Raw genomic sequence first — 23,479 nt, 5'->3', positions numbered from 1 at the left:
CGGGGCCGTCACGCAGCACCCTCCGAGAGGCTTCGAGGTATCGCCATGCCCAAGACGGCTTACGTGCGCACCAAACCGCACCTGAACATCGGCACCATGGGTCACGTCGACCACGGCAAGACCACGCTCACCGCCGCCATCACCAAGGTCCTCGCCGAGCGCGGCACCGGCACCTTCGTGCCGTTCGACCGCATCGACCGCGCCCCCGAGGAGGCGGCGCGCGGCATCACCATCAACATCGCGCACGTCGAGTACGAGACCGACACCCGGCACTACGCGCACGTCGACATGCCGGGTCACGCCGACTACGTCAAGAACATGGTCACCGGCGCCGCGCAGCTCGACGGGGCGATCCTCGTCGTGTCCGCGCTCGACGGGATCATGCCGCAGACCGCCGAACACGTCCTCCTCGCCCGCCAGGTGGGCGTCGACCACATCGTCGTCGCCCTCAACAAGGCCGACGCCGTCGACGACGGCGAGGACACCGAGCTGATCGACCTCGTCGAACTGGAGGTCCGCGACCTGCTCACCGCGCACGGCTACGGCGGTGACTCCGCGCCCGTCGTACGGGTCTCGGGGCTGAAGGCGCTGGCGGGCGACCCGCGCTGGACGGCGTCGATCGACGCGCTGCTGGACGCGGTGGACACCTACGTGCCGATGCCCGAGCGGTACCTGGACGCGCCGTTCCTGCTGCCCGTGGAGAACGTGCTCACCATCACCGGACGCGGGACGGTCGTCACCGGCGCCGTGGAGCGCGGCACGGTCCGCCTCGGCGACCGGGTCGACGTGCTCGGCGCCGGCGTCGAGTCGGTGGTGACCGGCCTGGAGACCTTCGGCAAGCCGATGGGGGAGGCACAGGCCGGGGACAACGTGGCGCTGCTCCTGCGGGGCGTGCCGCGGGACGCCGTACGGCGCGGGCACGTGGTCGCCGCGCCGGGGAGCGTGGTGCCCAGCCGGCGCTTCACGGCGCGGGTGTACGTGCTGTCGACGCGGGAGGGCGGGCGCTCGACGCCCGTCGCCACCGGCTACCGGCCGCAGTTCTACATCCGCACGGCGGACGTGGTCGGGGACGTCGACCTCGGCGAGGTGGCCGTCGCCCGCCCCGGTGACACGGTCGCCATGACCGTCGAGCTGGGGCGGGGGGTGCCGCTGGAGCCCGGCCTCGGCTTCGCCGTCCGGGAGGGCGGACGGACCGTGGGGGCGGGCACCGTGACCACCGTCGAGTGACGACGGAACACAAGCGGCGCCCCGCGGGGCCGGTACCGAACCGGTCTCGCGGGGCCCCGCGCCCCTGACGCCCCGCGCCTGCGGCGCCCCCGCGTTCTGCCGCGCCGCGCCTCGTCGCCCGCCCCGTGGCCCACGGCCCTGACGGGCCCCGGGCACAATGACGGGGTGAGCGACTCCATACCCGTCACCCGAGCCGTCGATCACGGCACCGCCAAGCTGATGCCCGACGTCGACCGGGAGCGGGCCTGGCTGCTGACGGTGGACGGGGCGCCGCAGTCGTACGTCGACCTGGACGAGCCGACGCATCTGGAGTTCGAGTACGCCCGGCGGCTCGGGCATGTCCTGGACACCGTCGCCGAGACCGGCCGTGCGCTGGACGTGCTGCACCTCGGCGGCGGGGCGCTCACCCTGCCCCGGTACCTCGCCGCGACCCGGCCGGGCTCCCGGCAGGACGTCGTGGAGGCCGACCGGGGTCTGCTGGACCTCGTGGCCGAGCAGTTGCCGGTCCCGGCCGGCACCGGCATCACCCTGCACGCGGCCGACGCGCGGGACTGGCTGGAGACGGCCCCGACGGCCTCCGCCGACGTCCTGGTGGCCGACGTCTTCGGCGGCTCCCGTGTCCCCGCCCACCTGACGACGCTGTCCTGCGCCCGCGAGGCCGGGCGGGTCCTGCGCGCGGACGGCGTCTATCTGGCGAACCTCGCGGACGCGGCCCCGTTCGCCTTCCTGCGCTCCCAACTCGCCACCTTCGCGGTGGTGTTCGAGCACCTCGCGGTCATCGCCGAACCGGCGGTCCTGCGCGGCCGGCGGTTCGGCAACGCCGTCCTCGTCGCCGCCCACCACCCCCTCGACGTCCCGCCCCTGGCCCGCCGCACAGCCTCCGACGCCTTCCCCGCCCGCGTGGAACACGGCGCGTCCCTGAGGGAGTTCATCGGCGACGCCCGCCCGGTGGGCGACGAGGAGGCGGTGCCGTCACCGGTGCCGCCCGAGGGGGCGTTCGGGATCGGGTGACCGGCGCCGGCTTCCTCTCCCGGGGGCCGCGGCCTTCGTCGGTTGCACCGGGGCCGGCCGGTGGGACGCGGGCGGGCCGCCACCGCGGCCGGGCCGGCCGGCGTGCAGCACCGAGAGGCCTCGCCGCCCGCGGGTGACGCCCGGCACGGGAACCCGTGCGCGGCTCTCACCCGGGTGCGCCGGTGCCTCCGTCCGCCTTCGCCGGGGCCGGGGCGGCCCGGTCCGACGGTGTCCGCCGGCGGAGGCCGGCGGAGGCCTCGGCCGCCCGCCGTCCGGCCACCGGCTTCGTGCGGCGGGTCAGATGGCGCACGTCCGGCACACACAGGACCGCCGCCGTGACCACGACGACGAGGACGGCACAGCCCCACAGGGAGGCCGTGCGGCCGAAGAGGGACTCCGAGGGGCCGGCCAGGGCCGTGGCCAGGGGAACCAGGGCGACCGAGCCGAACCAGTCGTAGGCCGAGACGCGGGAGAGTTTCTCCTCGGGGATCTCCTGGTGGAGGGCGGTCATCCAGGACACGCCGAACACCTCCAGGGTGATGCCGGTCAGGAACATCACCGCGCACAGCACGCCGACCGGCACCGGCACGGCGAGGGCCGCCGAGGGCAGGGCCAGGGGGAACACGCAGAGGGTGCCGACGAAGAGCAGGCGGCGCGGTTTCCAGCGGGTCATCAGCAGGGCGCCCGCCACCGTGCCCGCGCCGAAGAAGCCGAGGGCGAGACCCCAGGGGCCCGCCCCGCCCAGGTGGTCCCGGGCGACGAGGGGGCCGTAGACCGCGTCGGCGGCTCCCACGACGGCGTTGGCGATCGAGAACTGGAGCACGACGCCCCACAGCCAGGGGCGGCCGCTGAACTCCCGCCAGCCCTCCCGCAGATCGGCCAGCAGGCCGCCGCCCCGCTCGCGGGCCGGGATGTGCCCCACGTCGAGGAACGCGCGCAGTGACCCGGCGACGGCGAAGGCGGCGGCGTCCGCCGCGAGCACCCAGCCCGGCCCGATCACCGCGACCATGGCGCCGCCGAGCGCCGCACCGCCGAGGCCCGCTCCCTGCATCGCCATCCGGAACACCGCGAACGCCCGGCCGGCCTGCTCGCCGCGCACCGAGGACATCAGCATGCCCTCGGCGGCCGGGCTGAAGAACGCCTGGCCGGTGCCCCCGAGGGCGGTCAGCAGCATCATCTGCCACAGCCGCGGCTCACCGGTCAGGACGAGCGCGGCGAACGCGGCCTGCGACAGACAGTTGAGGGCGTTGGCCGCGACCATCACCCGGTGCCGCGGCAGGCGGTCCGCGACCGCTCCGCCGACCAGCAGGAACAGCACCAGCGGCAGCGTGCGGGCCGCCGCCACCAGACCGACGTCGCCGCCGTCGCCGCCGGCTTCGAGGACGGCGAACGCGGCGGCGATGAGGGCCCCGTTGGCCCCGAGGCCCGTGACGAACGCGGCGGCCGTCAGCAGGCTGTAGTTGCGGCCCGCCCAGGAGGGTCTGCGCAGGCGGGGGCGGGGGTCGGCGGCTGAGGTCACCGGCCGACTATCCCCGTCCGGCCGCCGATCCGGCAAACCGGCGGCCGGTCCCGCCGGGCGCGGAGCCGGAGCGCGGGCGGTGGGGACTCAACCGCCGGTCGGCTCCCCGTGCAGCCGCACGGTGGCGAGGATCTGCAGGATGGTCGCCTCGGGCAGTTCGTCCTTCACGCCCTTGGCGCCGTACAGGTTCCACGACACGTAGTCGTTGTTGGAGTTCTTGAAGCCGAAGGTGATCGCCTTGCCGTCGCTGTCGCACTTGCCCTTCTGGGGCGTGTTCGTCGACCGCGCCCAGGCGTAGCTGCCCTCGACCCCGGAGGCGGTGGTGAAGGGGGTGGCCTTCTTGTCGGTGGTGATGCTCTTGCGGTCCGGCTCGGTGTAGCCGCCGAACACCCACCAGGCGGGCGTGTTGAGGGCGATCTCGTCGGTGTTCTTCGCCCCTTCGGCGCCCTTGCTGCCGACCACGGCCAGCGCGGTGTCGTCGGTCTTGCCGTCCTTGTCGTCGTCGGACGTGCACCACTTGGACTTGTACTCGGCCGTGCCTCCCTGGATGATCGCGTCGTAGCCGTCGGGCTGCTCCTTGTCCTCCCACTCGAAGCCCTGGCTCAGGCCCGGTGACTGGACCTCCCAGTCCGCGGGCACGTCGAAGGCGATGCCCCACTTGGGGTTCACGACGACCTTCCAGCCCGCCACGGTCGGCTTCTCGGTCTCGGCGTCGCGCGGGTTGTCGTCCGTGCCGGACGAGGCGGAGTCCGAGCCGCTCGGCTCGACCGACACCGTCGGGCTCGCACCGCCCTTGCCCTTGGCCTCCGGCTGCTCGTCGTCTCCGCCCAGCACCAGGAATCCGGTGACACCGGCGGCCAGGACGACGGCCGCGGCCGCCACGATCGCGACCACCTTCGTCCGGTTCCCGCCGCCACCGCCGGACTGCGGGGAGCCCGGGCCCCCCGGCGCGCCCCACTGGGCCGTCTGCGCGTAGGCGTCGGGGTGCTGCTGATAACCGGGCTGCTGCTGGTAGCCGGGCTGCTGGTACGGATTCGGCTGCTGGTATCCCGGCTGCTGGTACGGGTTGTTCTGCGCCTGCGGGTTCTGCTCTCCCCCGGGCGGCTGCTGTCCTGGCCACATGGCCGGAAACCCTAGTGCCGCCCATGACACGAACAGGTCACCGCCCCTCGTCAGGGCGGTACCGAATCGGCCGCGGCGCGCCCCTTCCCGCGCGGAATCCCCGTTCCCTCCCCTGGCCGACAGACTCTACTCGTGGGTAACATCGCGGCATGAGCGCTGACCAGATGTCCATCGGCGAGATGCTCGCCGCCACCGTGCCCATGGCCCGCACGCTGAACCTCGAGTTCCTCGAGACCGGGCCGGAGAAGGCCGTGGTGGCTCTGCCGGACCAGGGGGCGTTCCACAACCACGTGGGCGGCCCGCACGCCGGGGCGATGTTCACGCTCGGCGAGTCCGCGAGCGGGGCGATCGTGCTCGCCGCGTTCGGGGACCAGCTGTCCCGGGCCGTGCCGCTCGCCGTCCGGGCCGAGATCGCCTACCGCAAGCTCGCCATGGGGCCCGTCACGGCGACCGCGACACTGGGACGCCCGGCCGCCGAGGTCGTCGCCCAGCTCGACGCGGGGGAGCGGCCCGAGTTCCCGGTGGTGATCGAGATCCGCCGCGAGGACGGGGCCGTGACCGGCGAGATGACCGTGGTGTGGACCCTGCGGCCCAACGGCTGAGCGGAGGGGCCGCGGGCCGGGACCCCGGACGCGGCCGCGCTCGTTCCCGCGCCCTGCGTTCCGGGCCCGACGGCCACCGGCGCGGCGGGGAGCGGGACGGCGTCGCGCGGCGCCGGTGTCCCCCACCCGCACCGCCCGGCGCCGCTGCTTCGCGACGCCGTCGCCCCCCTTTTCGTGCCGTCCTGTCCCGTCCTGCCGGGCGCCGGCGTCACGCCGCCCCGGCGTCCCTCGCCCGCACGCGGCGGGACCGTTCGCGCCCCGGCGCGCCGGTCTCCTCCAGTTCCGCCACGAACTCCTTGAGCCAGGAGACGAATTCCGGCCCCAGGTCGTCCCGGTCGCAGGCCAGCCGGACCACCGTGCGCAGATAGTCGGCCTTGTCGCCGGTGTCGTAGCGGCGGCCGGAGAAGACGACGCCGTGCACCGTGCCGGCCGCGGCCAGCTCCTGGAGGGCGTCGGTGAGCTGGATCTCGCCGCCGCGGCCGGGCTCCGTGCGTTCCAGGACGTCGAAGACCGCCGGGTCGAGGACGTACCGCCCGATGACCGCGTACCGGCTCGGCGCGTCCTCGGGCGCGGGCTTCTCCACCAGCCCCGTGACCCGTACGACGCCGTCCTCCCCGGCCGGCTCCACGGCCGCGCAGCCGTAGAGATGGACCTGCTCCGGCGGCACCTCCATCAGCGCGACCACGCTGCCGGCGTGCCGGTCGCGGACCTCCAGCATGCGGCTGAGGAGCGGGTCGCGCGGGTCGATGAGGTCGTCGCCGAGGAGGACCGCGAACGGCTGGTCGCCCACGTGGTTGCGGGCGCACAGCACGGCGTGACCGAGGCCGAGCGGATCGCCCTGGCGGATGTGGTGGATGTCCGCGAGCCGGGCCGGATCGCGCACCGCGTCCAGCCGTACGGTGTCGCCCTTGGCCGCGAGGGCCTGCTCCAGTTCGATGGCGTGGTCGAAGTGGTCCTCGATGGCCCGCTTGTGGCGGCCCGTGACCATCAGCACGTCGTCCAGACCGGCCGCGGCGGCCTCCTCGACGACGTACTGGATGGCCGGCTTGTCGACGACCGGGAGCATCTCCTTCGGCGTCGCCTTCGTCGCGGGAAGGAAACGGGTGCCGAGCCCGGCCGCCGGGACGACCGCCTTGCGGACGACGGGCACGGTGGGGACGGTGGGGACACAGCCGGCAGGGGGCGGGGGAGGGGCGGAAGGGCGGGGGGCGTTCATGGCGGTCATGCTGGACCACGGGGATGGGAGTTCCCCGGGAGACACGTCTGAGAATCCTGTGCGCGAGGGCCGCACCACGGGGCGGGCCGGTCGCGGGGCCGACCCGGTAGGCTTCCCGGCGTGCGCCCGTCCCCGGCGCGCCGCAGAGCAGGACTCGTACGGGAGGAGCCGGCGGTGCACGTCCAGGAGTGGCTCGAGGCCGTACCCCCGGTCGCCATCTACGCGCTGGTGGGTCTCGTCATCGGACTGGAGAGCCTGGGCATCCCGCTGCCGGGCGAGATCATCCTCGTCTCCTCGGCGCTGCTGGCCTCGCAGCACGGCGACATCAACCCCGTGATCCTCGGCGCCTGCGCCACCGCGGGCGCGGTGATCGGTGACTCCATCGGCTATGCCATCGGCCGCAGGGGCGGCCGCCCGATGCTCGCCTGGCTGGGCAAGAAGTTCCCCCGGCACTTCAGCGAGGGGCACATCGCCACGGCGGAGCGGTCCTTCGAGAAGTGGGGCATGTGGGCCGTCTTCTTCGGCCGTTTCATCGCCCTGCTGCGGATCTTCGCCGGGCCGCTCGCGGGCGTACTGCACATGCCGTACTGGAGGTTCTTCACCGCCAACCTGCTCGGCGGCATCGTGTGGGCGGGCGGCACGACGGCCGTCATCTACTACGTGGGCGTCGTCGCGGAGTCCTGGCTGAAGCGGTTCTCCTGGCTGGGCCTGGTGGTGGCCGTGCTCATCGGCCTCACCTCGATGATCGTGCTCAAGCGCAAGGCGAAGAACGCCGCACGGCAGGCCGAGACCGAGACCGCCGCCGAACCGAGGACCGGGACGGTGGCGGCTGCCGAGTAGGTCGCAGCCGCGCGCCCGGCGCGGTACCGCCCTACTCGTGGATCTCGCCGTGGGCCTTCGCCAGGTCGGCGTAGAACGTGCCGTTCAGCGTGACGCCCTGACGCTCCTCCTCCGTCAGCTGCCGCCTGACCTTCGCCGGCACCCCCGCGACCAGCGAACCCGGCGGCACCTCCATGCCCTGCGGCACCAGCGCCTGCGCGGCGACCAGCGAACCGGCCCCGATCACCGCGCCGTTCAGCACGGTCGCGCCCATCCCGATCAGGCAGTCGTCCCCGACGCTCGCCCCGTGGACGACCGCGTTGTGGCCGACGGAGACCCGCTCGCCGATGGTCACGGGGAAACCGGGGTCGGCGTGCAGCGTGCAGTTGTCCTGGACGTTGCTCCGCGCCCCCACCGAGATCCGCTCCACGTCACCGCGCAGCACGGCGTCGTACCAGACGCTCGCGCCCGCCGCCAGCGTCACGTCCCCGATGACGGAGGACGTCGGCGACACGAACGCCTCCGCGTCGACCCTCGGTTCCCTGCCGCCGATGCCCACGATCAGCGCCCTGTGCGTCATCACCGTCTCCTCGTGTCCGTCCGCTCCCCGCACCGTACGTCACCCGGTGGGGTGAAGATCACAGGCCTCCGGCGTCCTGGCGCCGGCGCGTGCTGAGTACGGTGAGCGGGTGCCGAAGCGCAAGAACACGTTCTCATCATGGCGGCGCCGCCTCGCCCAGCGGGCCGTCCACGCGGGCTGGGCCTGGGTGCAGCGCACCGGTTCCGTCACCGCAGAACACCCCGGCGGGCTCCGCTTCGGCTCGATCGGCTCCGGCACCCGGCTCGCCTTCCCGCTCGGCACCGTCTTCGGCGAACCCTGGATCCACCTCGGCGCGCACTGCATCGTGGGCGAACAGGTCACGCTGACGGCCGGTCTGATGCCGGACCTCGACCTCGGCCCCGACCCGATCCTGCGGATGGGCGACGGCGTCGTGCTGGGCCGCGGCAGCCACGTCATCGCCGACACGACGGTCACCATCGGCAGCGACTGCTACTTCGGGCCGTACGTCTACGTCACCTCCACCAACCACTCCTACGACGATCCGCACCAGCCCATCGGCAAGCAGTGGCCGCGGATGGAACCGGTCGAGATCGGCTCCGGCTGCTGGATCGGCACCGGCGCGGTGATCCTGCCGGGGGCGCGGATCGGACGGAACGTCGTCGTCGCGGCCGGCGCGGTGGTGCGCGGCACGGTGCCCGACCACGCGGTGGTCGCGGGGGCGCCCGCCCGCGTCGTACGCCGGTGGACCCCCGCCGGCGGCTGGCAGCCGCCGCTGCGCACCCCGGCCCCGGTACCGATCCCCGACGGGGTGACCTCCGACCAACTGGTCGCGCTGTCCGGTCTGGACGAGGCGTCGGCGGCGCGGCTCGCCGAACTCGAACCGGAGAGGTGACGGGTGCGGCGTCATCCGACCGCCGCCGACCGGTAGTGCAGGACAGTAAACTCCGTCATCCAGACTGGTGGACTCCGGACAGCGTCCGGACAGGGCTCATTGGACGGAATTGGACGGAACGTGTCGGACCTCGACCTGCTGACCCAGTCCCTGGCGCGCAACGTCAAACGCTGGCGCACCGACCGCGGCTTCACCCTCGACACCCTCGCGGCCCGCGCCGGAGTCAGCCGCGGCATGCTGATCCAGATCGAGCAGGCCCGAACCAACCCCAGCCTCGGCACCGTCGTCAAGATCGGCGACGCGCTCGGCATCAGCATCACCACCCTCCTCGACTACGAGCAGGGGCCCAAGGTCCGCGTCGTCCCCGCCGACCAGGTGGTCCGGCTGTGGCACACCGACGCGGGCAGCTACAGCCGGCTCCTCGCCGGCACGGAAGCCCCCGGCCCGCTGGAGATGTGGGACTGGCGGCTGATGCCGGGCGACAGCAGCGGTTCCGACCCGCACCCGGCCGGCACGGTCGAGATCGCCCACGTCACCGCCGGTGAACTGACCCTCACCGTCGAGGGCACGGAGCACCGCGTCCCGGCCGGCGCCAGCGTCACCTTCGAGGCCGACGCCGCCCACACCTACGCCAACCAGGGCGGGATCCCGACCGAGATGGTGCTCACCGTGTCGGTGCCGCCCGTGCACTGAGACACCCCGCCGACCGCCGCGGCGCCGCTGTTAGCGTGCGGCCATGGACGCACCCATCGGACGCTTCGACGACGCCAGGCCCGCCCCCGACAGCCTCGACGACCTGGTCGGCCCGGTCGCCGACGCGGTACGCCACTGGAGCGGCAGCGTCCCCGCCGACCGGATCGTCTACGTCGACACCGACCCGCGGTGGGCCGACACGGCCGTCTTCGTCGAGCACTACGGACGGGAACTGCTGGAGCAGTCGGCGAACTGCGTGGTGGTCGCCGGCAAGCGCGGCGCCGAGACCACCCTGGCCGCGTGCGTCGTGCTCTCCACCACCCGCGTCGACGTCAACGGCGTGGTGCGCCGCCGGCTCGGCGCCCGCAAGGCGTCGTTCGCCGCGATGGACACGGCGGTGGGGGAGACCGGCATGGAGTACGGCGGCATCACCCCCGTGGGACTCCCCGCCGCCTGGCCGGTGCTGGTGGACTCGGCCGTCGTCGACCTGCCGTACGTCCTCGTCGGCAGCGGGCGCCGGCGCGGCAAACTGCTGGTGCCCGGCAAGGCGTTCGCCGAACTGCCCGGCGCGGTGGTGCTGGACGGGCTGGGCGTCGCGGTCTGAGGCGGGCCGCCACCGCGCAGCCGAGGGGGTGTCAGGGGGCCGCGGCGGCCACCCGTTCAGCCCAGCCGGGGGATCTCGATCGCCGGGCAGCGGTCCATCACCATCTCCAGCCCCGCGGCCCGGGTGCGGGCGCGGGCCGCCTCGTCGACGACGCCGAGCTGGAACCACACCGCCTTCGCGCCCTTGGCGACCGCCTCGTCCGCGACGGCTCCCGCGAGGTCGCTGTTCACGAACACGTCCACCACGTCCACGCCGAAGGGGATGTCCGCGAGGGAGGCGTACCCCCGCTCCCCGTGCACGGTCTCCGCCTTCGGATGGACGGGGACGACCCGCTTGCCGTAGCGCTGGAGCACCTCCGCGACGCCGTACGCCGCCCGTCGCGGGTTCGTGGACAGCCCCACCACCGCCCAGGTGTCGCCCAGCTCGGTCAGGATCCTGCGGATCGTTGCCTCGTCGCCGTACACGGCGGCCTCCTCCGACGGACGGACATCGCAGGACGCCGAACGGCGCCCATCCGCTCAACATCGGACGGCCGTCACCGATTCCGAACCCGGGACTGCGGGCGGCCCTCCGCCCGCCTACGCTCGGGCGCGTGCTGCGCATCATCGACCCCCGAACCGGCGAGCCCGTCGTCGCCGCCCCCGTCCGCCGTGGCCTCACCCGTGTCGAGGCCCACGCCTCGGGGTGCGGCAGCGGTAGCCTCCGCGTCCTCCTCGTCGCCGACCTCGTCGTGCGGGTGCTGGAACTCGGCGGTACGTCGGTCCTGCCCGTGCTGACCGGCGAACGCGAGCAGGCGGAGCTGCGGGCGGCCGCCACGCGGTTCGGCGCCCGCCCCTTCGAGGACGGCAGGGACGTCTCCGCGGGATTCGGCGAGGCCCAGACCGTGCACGTGGCGGCGGACGACGCCCCGGCGGCGGGGGAGGGCGCGTGGGTCCCGGTCGCGGCCGTGCGGCCGGACGGCCCGGCCGGTGCGGCCCCCGATCCCGCCGCCCTCCGCCTCGCCCTCCTCTCCCACCACCACCGCGCGCCCGCCCCGCTCGACGAGGCGGCGCTGCGGGCGGCCGGCACCACGCTGGCCCGCTGGCGCCGGGCCGTCGCCGACTGGGCGCGGAGCCCGTCCCGCCCGGTCCCCGAGGACCTGCGCCTGCGGCTGCGGACCGCCTGGGAGGACGACCTGGACCTGCCCGCGGTGCTGCGCGTGCTGCGCTCGGTGGAGGAGGGCGGGCCGCGGCTCCCGGACGGCGCCCGCTTCGAGACGTACGCCTACGCCGACCGTCTCCTCGGCCTCGAACTCACCCGTGACGTCGGGGCCCCGGCGTGAGCGCCGCCGAGGCCGGGCCGCCGCGCCGGCTGGTCGTCCTGCGGCACGCCAAGTCGGCCTGGCCGCAGGGCGTGCCCGACCACGAGCGGCCGCTCGCCCCGCGCGGCCTGCGCGACGCCCCGGAGGCCGGCCGCGCGCTGGCCGGTGCCGGCCACCTCCCCGATCTCGCCCTGTGCTCCACCGCCGTACGCGCCCGCCGGACCTGGGAACTTGCCTCGGCCCGGTGGGACACCGCGCCGCCCGTCCGGTACGAACCGCGCCTGTACGCCGCCGACGTGCCCGAGCTGCTGGCCGTGGTCCGCGGGACACCCCCCGAGGTCCGCACCCTGCTGCTGGTCGGACACAATCCCGGCCTGCAGGAACTCGTCCTCGACCTGGCCGCGGACCCCCTCGGCGACACCCTGGACGGGGTCCGGGCGAAGTTCCCCACCTCCGCCGTCGCGGCGCTGACCTGGCACGGTCCCGCCTGGAACGACCTGCGGCCGGGTGCGGCCCTGCTGACCTGGACGGCCGTGCCGCGGGGACGCGAGGACGACGGCTGAGGCGGCGGCGACGACGGCATAGGCTGGCCCGATGCAGGACGAGTACCGCACCGTCGCCCGTCCGGGCGTCCACGAGACCGAGATCAACCGCTCCCGCTTCCTGTGCGCGCTCGCCCCGGCTGCCACCGAGGAGGAGGCCCAGGCGTTCGTCGCGGCCGTCCGCAAGGAGCACGCCGACGCCACCCACAACTGCTGGGCCTACGTCATCGGCGCCGACGCCTCCGTCCAGAAGGCCAGCGACGACGGCGAACCCGGCGGCACCGCGGGCGTCCCGATGCTCCAGATGCTGCTGCGCCGCGACATGCGCTACGTCGTCGCCGTCGTCACCCGCTACTACGGCGGGGTCAAGCTCGGCGCCGGCGGTCTCATCCGCGCGTACGGCGGCGCCGTCGGCGAGGCACTGGACACCCTCGGCACCCTCACCCGCCGCCGCTTCCGGCTGGCCACGGTGACCGTCGACCATCAGCGGGCCGGCAAGGTGCAGAACGACCTGCGCTCCACCGGCCGCGAGGTCCGCGACGTGCGCTACGGCGAGGCGGTCACCATCGAGATCGGCCTCCCCGAGGCCGACGTCGACGCCTTCCGCGCCTGGCTCGCCGACGCGACGGCGGGGACGGCGCGGTTCGAGACGGGCGGGGAGGCGTACGGCGACGCGTGAGGGCGGCTGCCGGGGATGACGCCGGCTCAGGACGGCGCGACACCCTCACCGAAAGTCTTCATTCCGGCCAAAAAGGGCATCCTGGGCCGGACTTGCCGAAGCAGCCACCCGTGCCGTCGGGCCCTCCCGATACGCTCGGGAACCATGAGGCTCCTGCACACTTCCGACTGGCATCTCGGCCGGGCGTTCCACCGGGTGAACATGCTCGGCGCCCAGGCCGGATTCATCGGCCACCTCGTCGCCACCGTGCGTGAGCGCGAGGTGGACGCGGTGGTCGTGTCGGGGGACGTGTACGACCGGGCGGTACCGCCGCTCGCCGCCGTCGAGCTGTTCGACGACGCCCTGCACCGCCTCGCCGACCTGGGCGTGCCCACGGTGATGATCTCCGGGAACCACGACTCCGCGCGGCGGCTCGGCGTGGGCGCCGGACTGATCCGGCGCGCGGGCGTCCACCTGCTCACCGACCCGGCCGCGGCCGGCACGCCGGTGATCCTGCGGGACGCCCACGGCGACGTCGCCCTCTACGGACTTCCCTATCTCGAACCCGCCCTGGTGAAGGACGAGTTCGGCGTGGAGAAGGCCGCGCACGAGGCGGTGCTCGCCGCCGCCATGGACCGGGTCCGGGCCGACCTCGCGGGCCGCCCGCCGGGAACCCGCTCGGTCGTCCTCGCGCACGCCTTCGTCACGGGCGGCCGGCCCAGCGAGAGCGAACGGGACATCACCGTCGGCGGGGTCGCCTCCGTACCGGCCGGTGTCTTCGACGGCGTCGACTACGCGGCGCTCGGGCACCTGCACGGCTGCCAGACCCTCACCGAGCGCGTGCGCTACTCCGGATCCCCGCTGCCGTACTCCTTCTCCGAGGCCGACCACCGCAAGACCATGTGGCTCGTCGACCTCGACGCCGACGGAGGGGTCACCGCCGAGCGGATCGACTGCCCCGTCCCCCGCGAGCTGGCCCGGCTCCGCGGCACACTGCAGGAACTGCTCGCCGACCCCCGGCTCGACCGGTACGAGGAGGCGTGGGTCGAGGCGACCCTCACCGACGCCGTGCGCCCGGCCGACCCCATGGCCCGGCTCACCGAGCGCTTCCCTCACACCCTCAGCCTCGTCTTCGCCCCCGAGCGCGCCCCGGACGACCCCGACGTGTCCTACGCCCGGCGCCTCGCGGGCCGCAGCGACCAGGAGATCGCCGAGGACTTCGTGGCGCACGTGCGCGGGGCGGGCCCCGACGCGCGCGAGCAGGACGTGCTGCGGGACGCCTTCGACGCGGTGCGCACGGACGACAGCGCGCGGGAGGTGGCCCGATGAGGCTGCACCGCCTCGACCTCACCGCCTTCGGGCCCTTCGGCGGCAGGCAGAGCGTCGACTTCGACGAACTGTCCGCCGCCGGTCTCTTCCTGTTGCACGGACCCACGGGCGCGGGCAAGACCTCCGTCCTGGACGCCGTGTGCTACGCGCTGTACGGCTCCGTCCCCGGCGCCCGGCAGAACGGTCAGGGCCTGACGCTGCGCAGCGACCACGCCGCCCCCGGCACCCGCACCGAGGTCACTCTCGAACTCACCGTCGCCGGAAGGCGGTTGGAGGTCACCCGGCAGCCGCCCTGGGAGCGCCCCAAGAAGCGCGGCACCGGCACCACCGTCGACAAGGCCCAGACCCGGCTGCGCGAGCACGACGCCGTCGCCGGGACCTGGAAGGACCTCAGCCGCTCCCACCAGGAGATCGGCGAGGAGATCACCCAGCTGCTCGGCATGAGCCGCGAGCAGTTCTGCCAGGTCGTGCTGCTGCCCCAGGGCGACTTCGCACGGTTCCTGCGCGCCGACGCCGAGGCCCGCGGCCGGCTGCTCGGCCGCCTCTTCGACACCCGGCGCTTCGCCGAGGTCGAGAAGCGGCTCGCCGAGCGCCGGCGTACGACGGAGGCACGCGTGCGGGAGGGCGACGCGGCGCTCCTGGCCGACGCGCACCGCATGCAGCAGGCCGCCGGCGACGCCATGGACCTGCCCGAGCTGGCACCGGGTGAGCCGGGCCTTGCCGAGGCCGTGCTGACCGCCGCCGCCGTGGCCCGCGGCACCGCCCGCGAGCAGCTGACGATCACCGAGTGCGGCCGCCTGACCGCCGAGTCCGCGCAGGCCGCCGCCGAGCGTGCGCTGGCCGACGTGCGCGAACTCGACCGGTTGCAGCGGCGGTTCGCCGAAGCGCGGGAGCGGGCCCGGCTGCTGGAGGAGCGGGCCGGGGACCACCGGGAGGCGCGGGCGCGGATGGAACGGGCGCGCAAGGCCGAGGCGGTGGCGCCGGCCCTGGAGCTGCGGGAGGCCGCCGACGCCGAGCACCGCAGGGCCGCCGCCGCCGAGGCACGTGCACGTGCGCTGCTGCCGGAGCGGTTCGCCGACGCCGGAGCGGCCGGGCTGGCCACCGCCGCCCGCCGCGCCGCGGAGGAGCTGGGCGGGCTGGAGTCGGCCCGCCGCGGCGAGCGACGGTTGGCCGCACTCCTCGCGGAGCGCACCGACCTGGACCGTCAGGAGCGCGCCGACGAGGACGTGCTCGCCGAGACCGAGGGCTGGCTCGCCGACTGGGACGCCACCCGTGCGGCCCTCCAGGAGCGGGTCGAGTCCGCTCAGGAGGCCGCGACCCGCGCCGAACAGCTCGCCGTGCAACGCGAGCCCGCCCGCCGCCGACTGGCCGCCGCCCGGCTGCGCGACCGGCTCACCCGCGACGCCGACGACGCCCGGCGGGAGGCGCTCGCCGCCGGTGAGCGGGCACTGGCTGCCCGCACCCACTGGCTCGACCTCAAGGAACAGCGGCTCAGCGGCATCGCCGCCGAACTGGCCGCCACCCTGCGCGACGGCGAACCCTGCGCGGTCTGCGGCGGCACCGACCACCCCGCCCCCGCCCGCAAGGTCGCCGGACACGTCGGCCGGGAAGCGGAGGAGGAGGCCCTCGCCGCCCACCAGCGCGCCGAACAGGACCGTGCGGACGCCGAGCGCGACCTCGGACTCGTCCGGGAGGCACTCGCCGCCGCCCGCGCCGAGGCCGAAGACACCCCCACCGAGCAACTCGTCGCGGAGAGCGACGCGTTGGAGCGCGACCACGGCCAGGTCCGCCGGGACGCCTCCGCGCTGCACTCCGCGCGCGAGGAGCTGCGCCGGGCCGAGCAGGAGCACGAGCGCCGCACGACCGCCCAGCGGGAGGCCGCCGTCAGGGCCGCCTCCCGGGTGGGCCACCGCGAGCGGCTGGAGCGCGAACGCCTCGCCCTGGAGGAGGAGCTGGCCGAGGCGCGGGGCAGCTCACCGAGCGTGTCCGCGCGGGCCGAGCAGCTGGAACGGCAGGCCGCGCGGCTCACCGACGCGGCCGACGCCGCCCGCGCCGCCGAGGAGAGCGCCGGCCGCCTCAAGGCCGCCGACGGCCGCCTCGACGAGGCCGCCTTCCGGGCCGGCTTCGACACTCCGCAGGCCGCCGCCGACGCCCTCCTCGACGAGGCCGCCCGTCGCGAGCTGCAACGCCGCCTGGACGCCCGGCAGTCCGAGGAGGCCGCCGTACGGGCCGTCCTCGCCGAGCCCGACACCGCGGCCGCCGCGCAGCGGCCCGCCGCCGACCTCACCGCCGCCGAACAGGAGGCCGGCCGGGCCGCCGAGCGGCTGCGCCGGGCCGCCTCCGCCCAGGACGCGGCCGCCCGCCGCTGCGCCGAACTCGACCGTCTCTCCGCGCGCGCGGCCGACGCCGTGCGGCGGCTCGCGCCGCTGCGCGAGGAGTACGAGCGGGTGGCCCGCCTGGCCGGCCTCACCGCGGGCACCTCGGCGGACAACGAGCGCAGGATGCGCCTGGAGGCGTACGTCCTGGCCGCCCGTCTGGAACAGGTGGCCGCCGCAGCGACCGCCCGCCTCCAGCGCATGTCGTCCGGGCGGTACACCCTCGTGCACTCCGACGACCGGGCCGGGCGCGGCCGCAGCGGGCTCGGGCTGCACGTCGTCGACGCCTGGACCGGACGCGAACGGGACACGGCCACGCTGTCCGGCGGCGAGACCTTCTTCGCCTCCCTCGCCCTCGCCCTCGGCCTCGCGGACGTCGTCACCGACGAGGCGGGCGGGGTCCGGCTGGACACCCTCTTCATCGACGAGGGGTTCGGCAGCCTCGACGACCAGACGCTGGACGAGGTCCTCGACGTCCTCGACTCCCTGCGCGAACGCGACCGCAGCGTGGGCATCGTCAGCCACGTCGCCGATCTGCGGCGGCGCGTCCACGCCCAGCTGGAGATCGTGAAGGGACGGTCCGGATCGGTGGTGCGGCAGCGCGGTCAGTGACCGAGCGGGCGCCGGGGCAGCGGTGAGGAGTAGACGACGCTGGTCGTGACCGACCCCAGGCCACCGATCCTGCCCGTCAGCTCCTCCAGGTGCCGCATGGAGCGGGCGGCGACCTTGATGACGAAGCAGTCGTCGCCCGTGACGTGGTGCGCCTCCAGGATCTCGGGCGTGACGGCCACGAGGTCGTGGAAGGGCTTGTAGTTGCCGTGGGGGTAACGCAGCCGCACGAACGCCAGGATCGGCAGCCCGAGCCGCTCCGGGTCCACGACCGCCGCGTACCCCTGGATGACGCCCGCCTCCTCCAGCCGCCGCACCCGCTCGGTGACCGCGCTCGCGGACATCGACACGGCCCGCGCCAGGTCGGCGAAACTGGCCCGGCCCTCCCGCTGGAGGACCTCGAGGATGCGCCAGTCGGTGGCGTCCGGGGAATACGCGGTCATTCCCGAGGAATACCAGGGAAATCCCCGGCCCGGCAACATCCACGCCGGGGAACGGCCCTTCAGCGGGGCGATCCCCGGCCGTAGATTTCTGGTCATCGCCACCGCACCGAGAGGCCCGCAGATGACCGCCACCACCGCTGCCACGACCGCTTCCCCGCCGGGCGCCGCCGACCGCGTCCTGCGGTTCGCCCCCGCCGCCCCGGCCGACGCGGCCGCCCACTTCCGGGCCTCCCTCGTCTTCCACGCCGACGTCTCCGACGTGGCCGCCGCGCTCGAGGCCGGCGGCGACCCCGGCTTCGTCGTCCTGGACTCCCGCTCCACCGAGTCCTGGGACCAGGGCCACATCCCCGGCGCCGTCCACCTGCCGACCGCGCTCATCGCCGAACGGGCCGGGCAGCTCCTCGACAAGGACGTGCCGGTGGTGACGTACTGCTGGGGCCCCGGCTGCAACGGCGCCACCCGGGCCGCCCTCGCGCTCGCCGAACTCGGCTACCGGGTCAAGGAGATGCTGGGCGGCTTCGAGTACTGGGCGCGCGAGGGCTTCGCGTTCGAGACCCGGCAGGGCCCCGGGCGGCGCGGCGCCGACCCGCTCACCTCCCCGGTGGAGACGGCGCACTGCGGCTGCTGAGCGGCGTCCTGCCGGGGCGGTGGCGGGGCGGGCGGGACCTGCCGGCGTCAGAGCCGGGCCAGCTCGTCCACCAGGTCGTCCAGGCCCAGGGAGCCCTGCGAAAGGGCCGCCATGTGCCACGACTTGAGGTCGAAGGCGGCGCCGTGCCGGGCGCGGGCCCGCTCCCGGCCCAGCAGCCAGGCGCGTTCGCCGAGCTTGTAGCCGATCGCCTGGCCCGGGATGCTCAGGTAGCGGGTCAGCTCGCTCGCCACGTAGTCCCCGGGGCGGCTGCTGTGCGCGTTGAAGAACTCCTCGGCCAGCTCCGGCGTCCAGCGCTCGCCGGGCCGGAACGGGGAGCCGGCCGGGATCTCCAGCTCCGCGTGCATGCCGATGTCGATGACGACGCGCACGGCACGCAGCATCTGCGCGTCCAGATAGCCGAGGCGCTGCTCGGCGTCCGTGAGGAAGCCCAGCTCGTCCATCAGCCGCTCCGCGTACAGCGCCCAGCCCTCGGCGTTGGCGCTGACCATGCCCACGGTGGCCTGGTAGCGGGAGAGGTCCCTGGCCACGTAGGTCCACTGGGCGAGCTGGAGGTGATGGCCGGGGACCCCCTCGTGGTACCAGGTGGAGACGAGATCGTAGACCGGGAAGCGGGTCAGGCCCATGGTCGGCAGCCAGGTGCGGCCGGGGCGGGAGAAGTCTTCGGACGGCGGAGTGTAGTAGGGGGCCGCGGCGCCGCCGGGCGGCGCGACGCGCGACTCCACCTTCCGTACCGGTCCGGCGAGTTCGAAGTGGGTGCCGTCCAGCGCGTCGATGGCCTGGTCCATGAGTCCCTGGAGCCAGTCGCGGACCTCGTCGACGCCCTCGATGTGCCTGCCGTGCTCGTCGAGGTGCGCGAGCGCCACCCACGGCGTCGCAGCGCCCGGCAGGATCTTCTCCGCCTCCTGCCGCATCTCGGCGAGGAGCCGGTGGTACTCGGCCCAGCCGTAGGCGTACGCCTCGTCGAGGTCGAGGTCGGTGCCGTTGTAGTAGCGCGACCAGCGGGCGTACCGCTCCCGGCCGACGGTGTCCGGGGCGCCCTGCACGGTCGGCACGTACACGTCCCGCATCCAGTCCCGCAGTTCGACCAGGGCGGTGTTCGCGGTGCGGGCCGCCTGCTCCAGTTCGGCGCGCAGCGCCTCGGGGCCGGTGGAGACGAAGTCCTCGAACCAGCCGCGGCCCGAGCCGTCGGTGTCCGTCCACTCCGAGAGCTGCCCCGTGAAGGTGACCGCCGGCCGGGGAGCCCCGTACAGCTTGCGCTCCAGGCCGAGCGCCAGGGACTCCCGGTAGCCCGCCAGCGCGGCCGGCACCGCGCGCAGCCGCTCGGCGACCGCCGCCCAGTCCGCGTCGGTCTCCGTGGGCGTCACGGTGAACACCTCGCGCACCTGGTGGACCGGCGAGCTCAGGTTGCTGACCTCGCGCAGGCCCTCGTCGGCCTCGTGGACGGCGAGCAGGGCGGTCAGCCGCTCGCGCAGCAGGCGTGCGCACCGGCGCTCGATGTCACTGTCCGCGCCGGGCGCGCGTTCCGCTTCGTCGAGCTTGGCCAGCGTGTCGCGCGCGAGTTGCGCGCGCGCCTCCTGCCCCGACGGCGAGAAGTCGGGCAGACGGCTCGAACTCTCCTGCACGCCGAGGAAGGTTCCGGTCACCGGGTCGAGGGCGATGAGGTCGTCGACGTAGGCGTCGGCGACCGCACGGGGCAGCGGGCTGTTGGTCTGTGACATGGACACCATCCTCGTACGCGGCGGTGGGGCACGTCACGGCGTTTGTCCCGAAGCCGTCGGTGGCAGCAGCGGCCCGCAGTCCCACTGCTGGAAGATCAGCCGGGTCTCGACCCGGGCCACCTCCCGGCGTGCCGTGAACTCATCGAGGACCAGCCGCTGGAGGTCGGCCATGTCCGCGACGGCCACGTGCACGAGGTAGTCGTCGGGCCCGGTGAGGTGGAAGACGGTCAGCGCCTCCGGCAGCCCCCGGATGCGCTCCACGAACGGCCCCACCAGTTCCCGCCGGTGCGGCCTCACCTGCACGGACAGCAGCGCCTGCAGTCCGCGCCCCAGCTTGGCCGGATCGAGTCGCAGCCGGTTGCCGAGGATCACGCCGGAGCGGCGCAGCCGCGTCACCCGGTCCAGGCAGGTCGACGGCGCGAGGCCGACCTGCGCGGCGAGGTCGCGATAGGTCGTCCGGGCGTCGTTCTGGAGCAGCCGCAGGAGCTGGAGGTCCACCGGGTCGAGTACGACGGATTCGGCCATCGCCCGAACGTAGCACGGCGTCCGGACCGCGAGAGCCGCTCGTTGTTCACCCTGCCGTCCATGGACTCAGCCGCAGCGAGCACACGCGCGTACCCGGACCCCGCGGGCGCGCACGCGTACGACGACGTACGCCCGTCCGGAGCGCCCCGCGCACTGGCCACCGAGGCCGTGCACGCCGGGCGGGACGACCTGGCCCGGCAGGGCCTGCACGCCCCGCCCATCGATCTGTCCACCACCTATCCCTCCTACGACAGCCGCGCCGAGGCCGCCCGCATCGACGCGTTCGCGGCGACCGGCGCCGAACCGGAGGGCCCGCCGGTCTACGGCCGGCTCGGCAATCCGACCGTCGCCCGCTTCGAGACCGCGCTGGCCCGGCTGGAGGGCACCGGGAGCGCGGTCGCGTTCGCCAGCGGCATGGCCGCGCTGAGCGCGGTGCTGCTGGCCCGCGCCTCCCTGGGACTGCGGCACGTGGTCGCGGTCCGCCCGCTGTACGGGTGCAGCGACCACCTGCTGACCGCCGGGCTGCTCGGCTCGGAGGTGACCTGGACCGACCCGGCCGGGATCGCGGACGCGCTGCGCCCGGACACGGGCCTGGTCATGGTCGAGTCACCCGCCAACCCGACCCTCGCCGAGGTGGATCTGCGGGCGGTCGCGCACTCCTGCGGCTCGGTGCCGCTGCTCGCCGACAACACCTTCGCCACGCCGGTGCTGCAACGGCCCGTCGAGCAGGGTGCGCGGCTGGTGCTGCACAGCGCGACGAAGTACCTCGGTGGCCACGGGGACGTCCTGGCGGGCGTGGTGGCCTGCGACGAGGAGTTCGCCGGACTGCTGAGGCAGATACGTTTCGCCACCGGCGGGGTACTGCACCCGCTGGCCGGCTACCTGCTGCTGAGGGGTCTGTCGACGCTTCCGGTCCGGGTGCGGGCCGCCTCCGCGACGGCCGCCGAACTGGCCCGTCGCCTGGCCGCCGACCCGCGCGTGGCGCGCGTGCACTACCCGCGGATCGGCGGCGCGATGGTCGCCTTCGAGGTGCACGGCGACCCGCACGAGGTGATCGCCGGCGTGCGCCTGATCACCCCGGCCGTGAGCCTCGGCAGCGTCGACACCCTCATCCAGCATCCGGCGTCCATCAGCCACCGGATCGTGGGCGCGGAGGAGCGCAGGGGGGCCGGGGTGAGCGACCGGCTGCTGCGGATGTCGGTGGGTCTGGAGGACGTCGACGACCTGTGGACGGATCTGGACGGTGCGCTGAACGGGTCCGTGGTCACGGTGAGCTGACGTTCGGCTTCCGGTTCCCGGGGGACGGACGGCCCGGCGACAGTCCAGTCGCCGGGCCGTCCGTCGTTGTCGGTGGTCGTCGTTCGTCGGTGTCCTTCACCTTCACCGTTGCCGTTGCCTTCGTCTTCGCCGTTCGGCGTCGACGTCCGGCCGCCGCCGAGTGGCCGCCGGTCGGCCGAAGGCCTCCGGGTACGTCCGAGGGTGTCCGGCTCAGTCGTGGACGATCCGCTCCGTGCGCCGCCCGTACGCCTGCCGGGTGCCGGCGGCGGCCGTGTCCAGGCGGGCGGTGATGACGAGCGTGCCCTCCTCGATCTGGTAGTCGAGCGGGAGGCCGAGGCCGCGCATGGCGGCGACCATGCCGGTGTTGGAGGCCTGCGTCACCGCGTACACGCTCTCGCAGCCCGCCTCGACGGCCATCGCGACCAGCCGGCCGAGCAGTTCGGCGCCGATGCCGCGCCGCTGCCACTCGTCCTCGACGAGCAGCGCGACCTCCGTCTCGTCGCCGTCCCACAGCAGGTGGCCGAGGCCGACGACGCGCCCCGACGGGGTCTGCACGGCGAGGGTGCGGCCGAAGCGCGGGCTGAGCAGGTGGTTGAGATAGCGGTCGGCGTCGCCGACCGGCCCGTGGTAGCGCATGCCGAGGGTGCGCGGCGAGCAGCGCTCGTGCATCGCCTTCGCCGCCGCCAGGTCGCCGGGGTCGGCCCGGCGCACGGTGATGGCGTTGCCCTCGGGGAGCGTCAGCACGTCCTGGCCCGGCGGGACGCGCGGACCCAGCCGGGCGTCCAGCTCCACCAGGGCCCGCGCCCGCGCGAACTCGGTCGGGGTGAACGGCAGGTACGGCCGCTCCACGGTGATCACTCCGCCCTCCGGCGCCCGCAGGCGCATCACGGTGTCCTCCAGGACCCCTTCCACGGGCACGCCCTCCGGCCCGCGCTCCCCGCCGCGCACCGCGGCGGGCAACGAGCGGATCGTGCAGCGACCCAGCAACTGGCGCAGCGCCAGCGGCAGTTCGGCGGCGTCCAGCGCGGTCCGGGTGGCCAGGCCCAGCACCCGGGTCGGGGCGTCGACCAGGTCGTGGGCGTCGGCCCGCTCGATCCAGGTGCCGGAGCCGCCCGCCACCGCCACGGCCCGGCTGATCTCGGCCGCCGCGAGCGCACCGGGGGCCCGCAGCAGGAACTCGTCCACGGTGTCCCGGCCCAGGGGGTGCGTCTGGAGGCTCAGGATGTCGACGCGGTGCTCCGCCAGTGCCGTGCACAGCGCGGCCAGCGAGCCCGGAGCGTCCTTCACCGTCGTCCGCATCCGCCACAGGGTGCTCTCCCCGGCGACGCCGTCGGGGAGTCCGGACGGCCCGGCCTGCGCCTCGGTGGAGGGCGGCCGGGCATCGGTATCGCCGGTGGGCGGTGCGTGGCCGTGGCGTCGTGACCACCAGACGTGGAATCCGGCCGTGGCGACCAGGGCGGCCGCCGAGATCGCCAGCAGCCGCGGGCCCTGCGGGCCGTGGCCCACGAGGTTGGCGACCACGTCCGCCACCGCGACCGCCGTGAACAGGGCGGCCAGCTCCACGGCGTCCCGCCGCCAGTGGTGCACCGGGCGGCCGTGCTTCGCCCGCGTCACATCAGACATGTCTCGAGTCATGCAGCCACTGTGAAGGAACGGTGTTGCGTGATCACGAACGGTGTGTGACCGATGAGTAAAGGACACATTTGTCCTTTTATTAATTCTTTGACGCCGCCGGGCCGCGGCCCTCTCTGCGAGCGCCGCGCACCGGGAGATGACGCCGGTGCGC

At 74.6% G+C, this 23,479-nt stretch carries 23 protein-coding genes; 14 read left to right on the top strand and 9 right to left on the bottom strand.

The window, feature by feature from the left end; genetic code table 11:
* Positions 1-45: 45 nt before the first annotated feature.
* Entirely contained in the window at positions 46-1,227 is a 1,182-nt protein-coding gene (gene tuf, locus AB0N31_RS21105) for an elongation factor Tu (RefSeq protein ID WP_366059902.1), read from the top strand.
* 165 nt (positions 1,228-1,392) lie between these two features.
* Positions 1,393-2,238: a fused MFS/spermidine synthase gene (locus AB0N31_RS21100; RefSeq protein ID WP_366059901.1), complete on the top strand. Its 846-nt coding sequence runs from the start codon at positions 1,393-1,395 to the stop codon at positions 2,236-2,238.
* Positions 2,239-2,404: 166 nt separating this feature from the next.
* On the opposite strand, the gene AB0N31_RS21095 is transcribed toward AB0N31_RS21100, so the two are convergent.
* On the bottom strand, positions 2,405-3,757 hold the full coding sequence (locus tag AB0N31_RS21095) for an MFS transporter (protein ID WP_366059900.1): 1,353 nt from the start codon (positions 3,755-3,757) through the stop codon (positions 2,405-2,407).
* Between the two features lie 87 nt (positions 3,758-3,844).
* Positions 3,845-4,879 carry a hypothetical protein gene (locus AB0N31_RS21090; RefSeq protein ID WP_366059899.1) on the bottom strand — a complete coding sequence of 345 codons (1,035 nt, stop codon included), beginning with the start codon at positions 4,877-4,879 and terminating at the stop codon, positions 3,845-3,847.
* Between the two features lie 164 nt (positions 4,880-5,043).
* Between AB0N31_RS21090 and AB0N31_RS21085 the strand changes: the two genes are divergently transcribed.
* Entirely contained in the window at positions 5,044-5,481 is a 438-nt protein-coding gene (locus tag AB0N31_RS21085; protein WP_366059959.1) for a DUF4442 domain-containing protein, read from the top strand.
* Positions 5,482-5,689: 208 nt separating this feature from the next.
* Here the strand turns inward: AB0N31_RS21085 and galU are convergent, their stop codons facing one another.
* A complete protein-coding gene (gene galU / locus AB0N31_RS21080; protein ID WP_366059898.1) occupies positions 5,690-6,697 on the bottom strand; it encodes a UTP--glucose-1-phosphate uridylyltransferase GalU in 1,008 nt (335 codons plus the stop codon).
* Between the two features lie 174 nt (positions 6,698-6,871).
* Between galU and AB0N31_RS21075 the strand changes: the two genes are divergently transcribed.
* Positions 6,872-7,537 (top strand): DedA family protein, encoded by a 666-nt coding sequence (locus AB0N31_RS21075; RefSeq protein WP_366059958.1) that lies wholly within the window; start codon positions 6,872-6,874, stop codon positions 7,535-7,537.
* Positions 7,538-7,568: 31 nt separating this feature from the next.
* On the opposite strand, the gene AB0N31_RS21070 is transcribed toward AB0N31_RS21075, so the two are convergent.
* Positions 7,569-8,096: a gamma carbonic anhydrase family protein gene (locus AB0N31_RS21070; protein ID WP_366059897.1), complete on the bottom strand. Its 528-nt coding sequence runs from the start codon at positions 8,094-8,096 to the stop codon at positions 7,569-7,571.
* A gap of 109 nt (positions 8,097-8,205) precedes the next feature.
* Here AB0N31_RS21070 and AB0N31_RS21065 point away from each other — a divergent pair, with 109 nt between their 5' ends.
* From AB0N31_RS21065 to AB0N31_RS21055, 3 genes are all read left to right on the top strand, one after another.
* Positions 8,206-8,970, top strand: coding sequence for an acyltransferase (locus AB0N31_RS21065; RefSeq protein WP_366059896.1), 765 nt, complete (start codon positions 8,206-8,208; stop codon positions 8,968-8,970).
* 120 nt (positions 8,971-9,090) lie between these two features.
* Entirely contained in the window at positions 9,091-9,663 is a 573-nt protein-coding gene (locus tag AB0N31_RS21060) for an XRE family transcriptional regulator (RefSeq protein WP_366059895.1), read from the top strand.
* Between the two features lie 43 nt (positions 9,664-9,706).
* Positions 9,707-10,267 (top strand): YbaK/EbsC family protein, encoded by a 561-nt coding sequence (locus tag AB0N31_RS21055; protein ID WP_366059894.1) that lies wholly within the window; start codon positions 9,707-9,709, stop codon positions 10,265-10,267.
* A gap of 56 nt (positions 10,268-10,323) precedes the next feature.
* Here AB0N31_RS21055 and AB0N31_RS21050 read toward each other — a convergent pair whose 3' ends face one another.
* Entirely contained in the window at positions 10,324-10,731 is a 408-nt protein-coding gene (locus AB0N31_RS21050) for a CoA-binding protein (RefSeq protein ID WP_366059893.1), read from the bottom strand.
* A 128-nt stretch (positions 10,732-10,859) separates the two neighbouring features.
* On the opposite strand from AB0N31_RS21050, the gene AB0N31_RS21045 reads away from it, so the two are divergent.
* From AB0N31_RS21045 to AB0N31_RS21025, 5 genes are all read left to right on the top strand, one after another.
* Positions 10,860-11,588 carry a hypothetical protein gene (locus AB0N31_RS21045; protein WP_366059892.1) on the top strand — a complete coding sequence of 243 codons (729 nt, stop codon included), beginning with the start codon at positions 10,860-10,862 and terminating at the stop codon, positions 11,586-11,588.
* The gene (locus tag AB0N31_RS21040) at positions 11,585-12,130 is read left to right on the top strand and encodes a histidine phosphatase family protein (RefSeq protein ID WP_366059891.1); all 546 of its coding nucleotides are present in this window, start codon (positions 11,585-11,587) and stop codon (positions 12,128-12,130) included. The genes AB0N31_RS21045 and AB0N31_RS21040 overlap by 4 nt, the downstream gene beginning before the upstream one ends.
* A gap of 31 nt (positions 12,131-12,161) precedes the next feature.
* Complete coding sequence (locus AB0N31_RS21035) at positions 12,162-12,788, top strand: YigZ family protein (RefSeq protein ID WP_366059890.1); 627 nt, start codon at positions 12,162-12,164, stop codon at positions 12,786-12,788.
* Positions 12,789-12,932: 144 nt separating this feature from the next.
* The gene (locus AB0N31_RS21030; RefSeq protein WP_366059889.1) at positions 12,933-14,096 is read left to right on the top strand and encodes an exonuclease SbcCD subunit D; all 1,164 of its coding nucleotides are present in this window, start codon (positions 12,933-12,935) and stop codon (positions 14,094-14,096) included.
* Positions 14,093-17,083: an SMC family ATPase gene (locus tag AB0N31_RS21025; protein WP_366059888.1), complete on the top strand. Its 2,991-nt coding sequence runs from the start codon at positions 14,093-14,095 to the stop codon at positions 17,081-17,083. The genes AB0N31_RS21030 and AB0N31_RS21025 overlap by 4 nt, the downstream gene beginning before the upstream one ends.
* Here the strand turns inward: AB0N31_RS21025 and AB0N31_RS21020 are convergent.
* Positions 17,077-17,523, bottom strand: coding sequence for an Lrp/AsnC family transcriptional regulator (locus AB0N31_RS21020; protein WP_366059887.1), 447 nt, complete (start codon positions 17,521-17,523; stop codon positions 17,077-17,079). The genes AB0N31_RS21025 and AB0N31_RS21020 overlap by 7 nt on opposite strands.
* A gap of 121 nt (positions 17,524-17,644) precedes the next feature.
* Between AB0N31_RS21020 and AB0N31_RS21015 the strand changes: the two genes are divergently transcribed.
* Positions 17,645-18,151 carry a rhodanese-like domain-containing protein gene (locus AB0N31_RS21015; protein ID WP_366059957.1) on the top strand — a complete coding sequence of 169 codons (507 nt, stop codon included), beginning with the start codon at positions 17,645-17,647 and terminating at the stop codon, positions 18,149-18,151.
* Between the two features lie 47 nt (positions 18,152-18,198).
* On the opposite strand, the gene AB0N31_RS21010 is transcribed toward AB0N31_RS21015, so the two are convergent.
* Entirely contained in the window at positions 18,199-19,890 is a 1,692-nt protein-coding gene (locus tag AB0N31_RS21010; RefSeq protein ID WP_366059886.1) for a DUF885 domain-containing protein, read from the bottom strand.
* A 33-nt stretch (positions 19,891-19,923) separates the two neighbouring features.
* Positions 19,924-20,415, bottom strand: a complete 492-nt coding sequence (locus AB0N31_RS21005) for an Lrp/AsnC family transcriptional regulator (RefSeq protein WP_363089845.1) — start codon at positions 20,413-20,415, stop codon at positions 19,924-19,926.
* Between the two features lie 60 nt (positions 20,416-20,475).
* On the opposite strand from AB0N31_RS21005, the gene AB0N31_RS21000 reads away from it, so the two are divergent.
* A complete protein-coding gene (locus tag AB0N31_RS21000; protein ID WP_366059885.1) occupies positions 20,476-21,693 on the top strand; it encodes a PLP-dependent transferase in 1,218 nt (405 codons plus the stop codon).
* 210 nt (positions 21,694-21,903) lie between these two features.
* On the opposite strand, the gene AB0N31_RS20995 is transcribed toward AB0N31_RS21000, so the two are convergent.
* Positions 21,904-23,280, bottom strand: a complete 1,377-nt coding sequence (locus tag AB0N31_RS20995) for a GNAT family N-acetyltransferase (protein ID WP_366059956.1) — start codon at positions 23,278-23,280, stop codon at positions 21,904-21,906.
* Positions 23,281-23,479 lie beyond the last annotated feature (199 nt).

The sequence above is a fragment of the Streptomyces sp. NPDC051051 genome (genome assembly GCF_040682975.1).
Lineage (GTDB): Bacteria > Actinomycetota > Actinomycetes > Streptomycetales > Streptomycetaceae > Streptomyces.
Note: the sequence above shows the minus strand (reverse complement) of the source record. Positions and strands in the feature narration are given on the sequence as shown.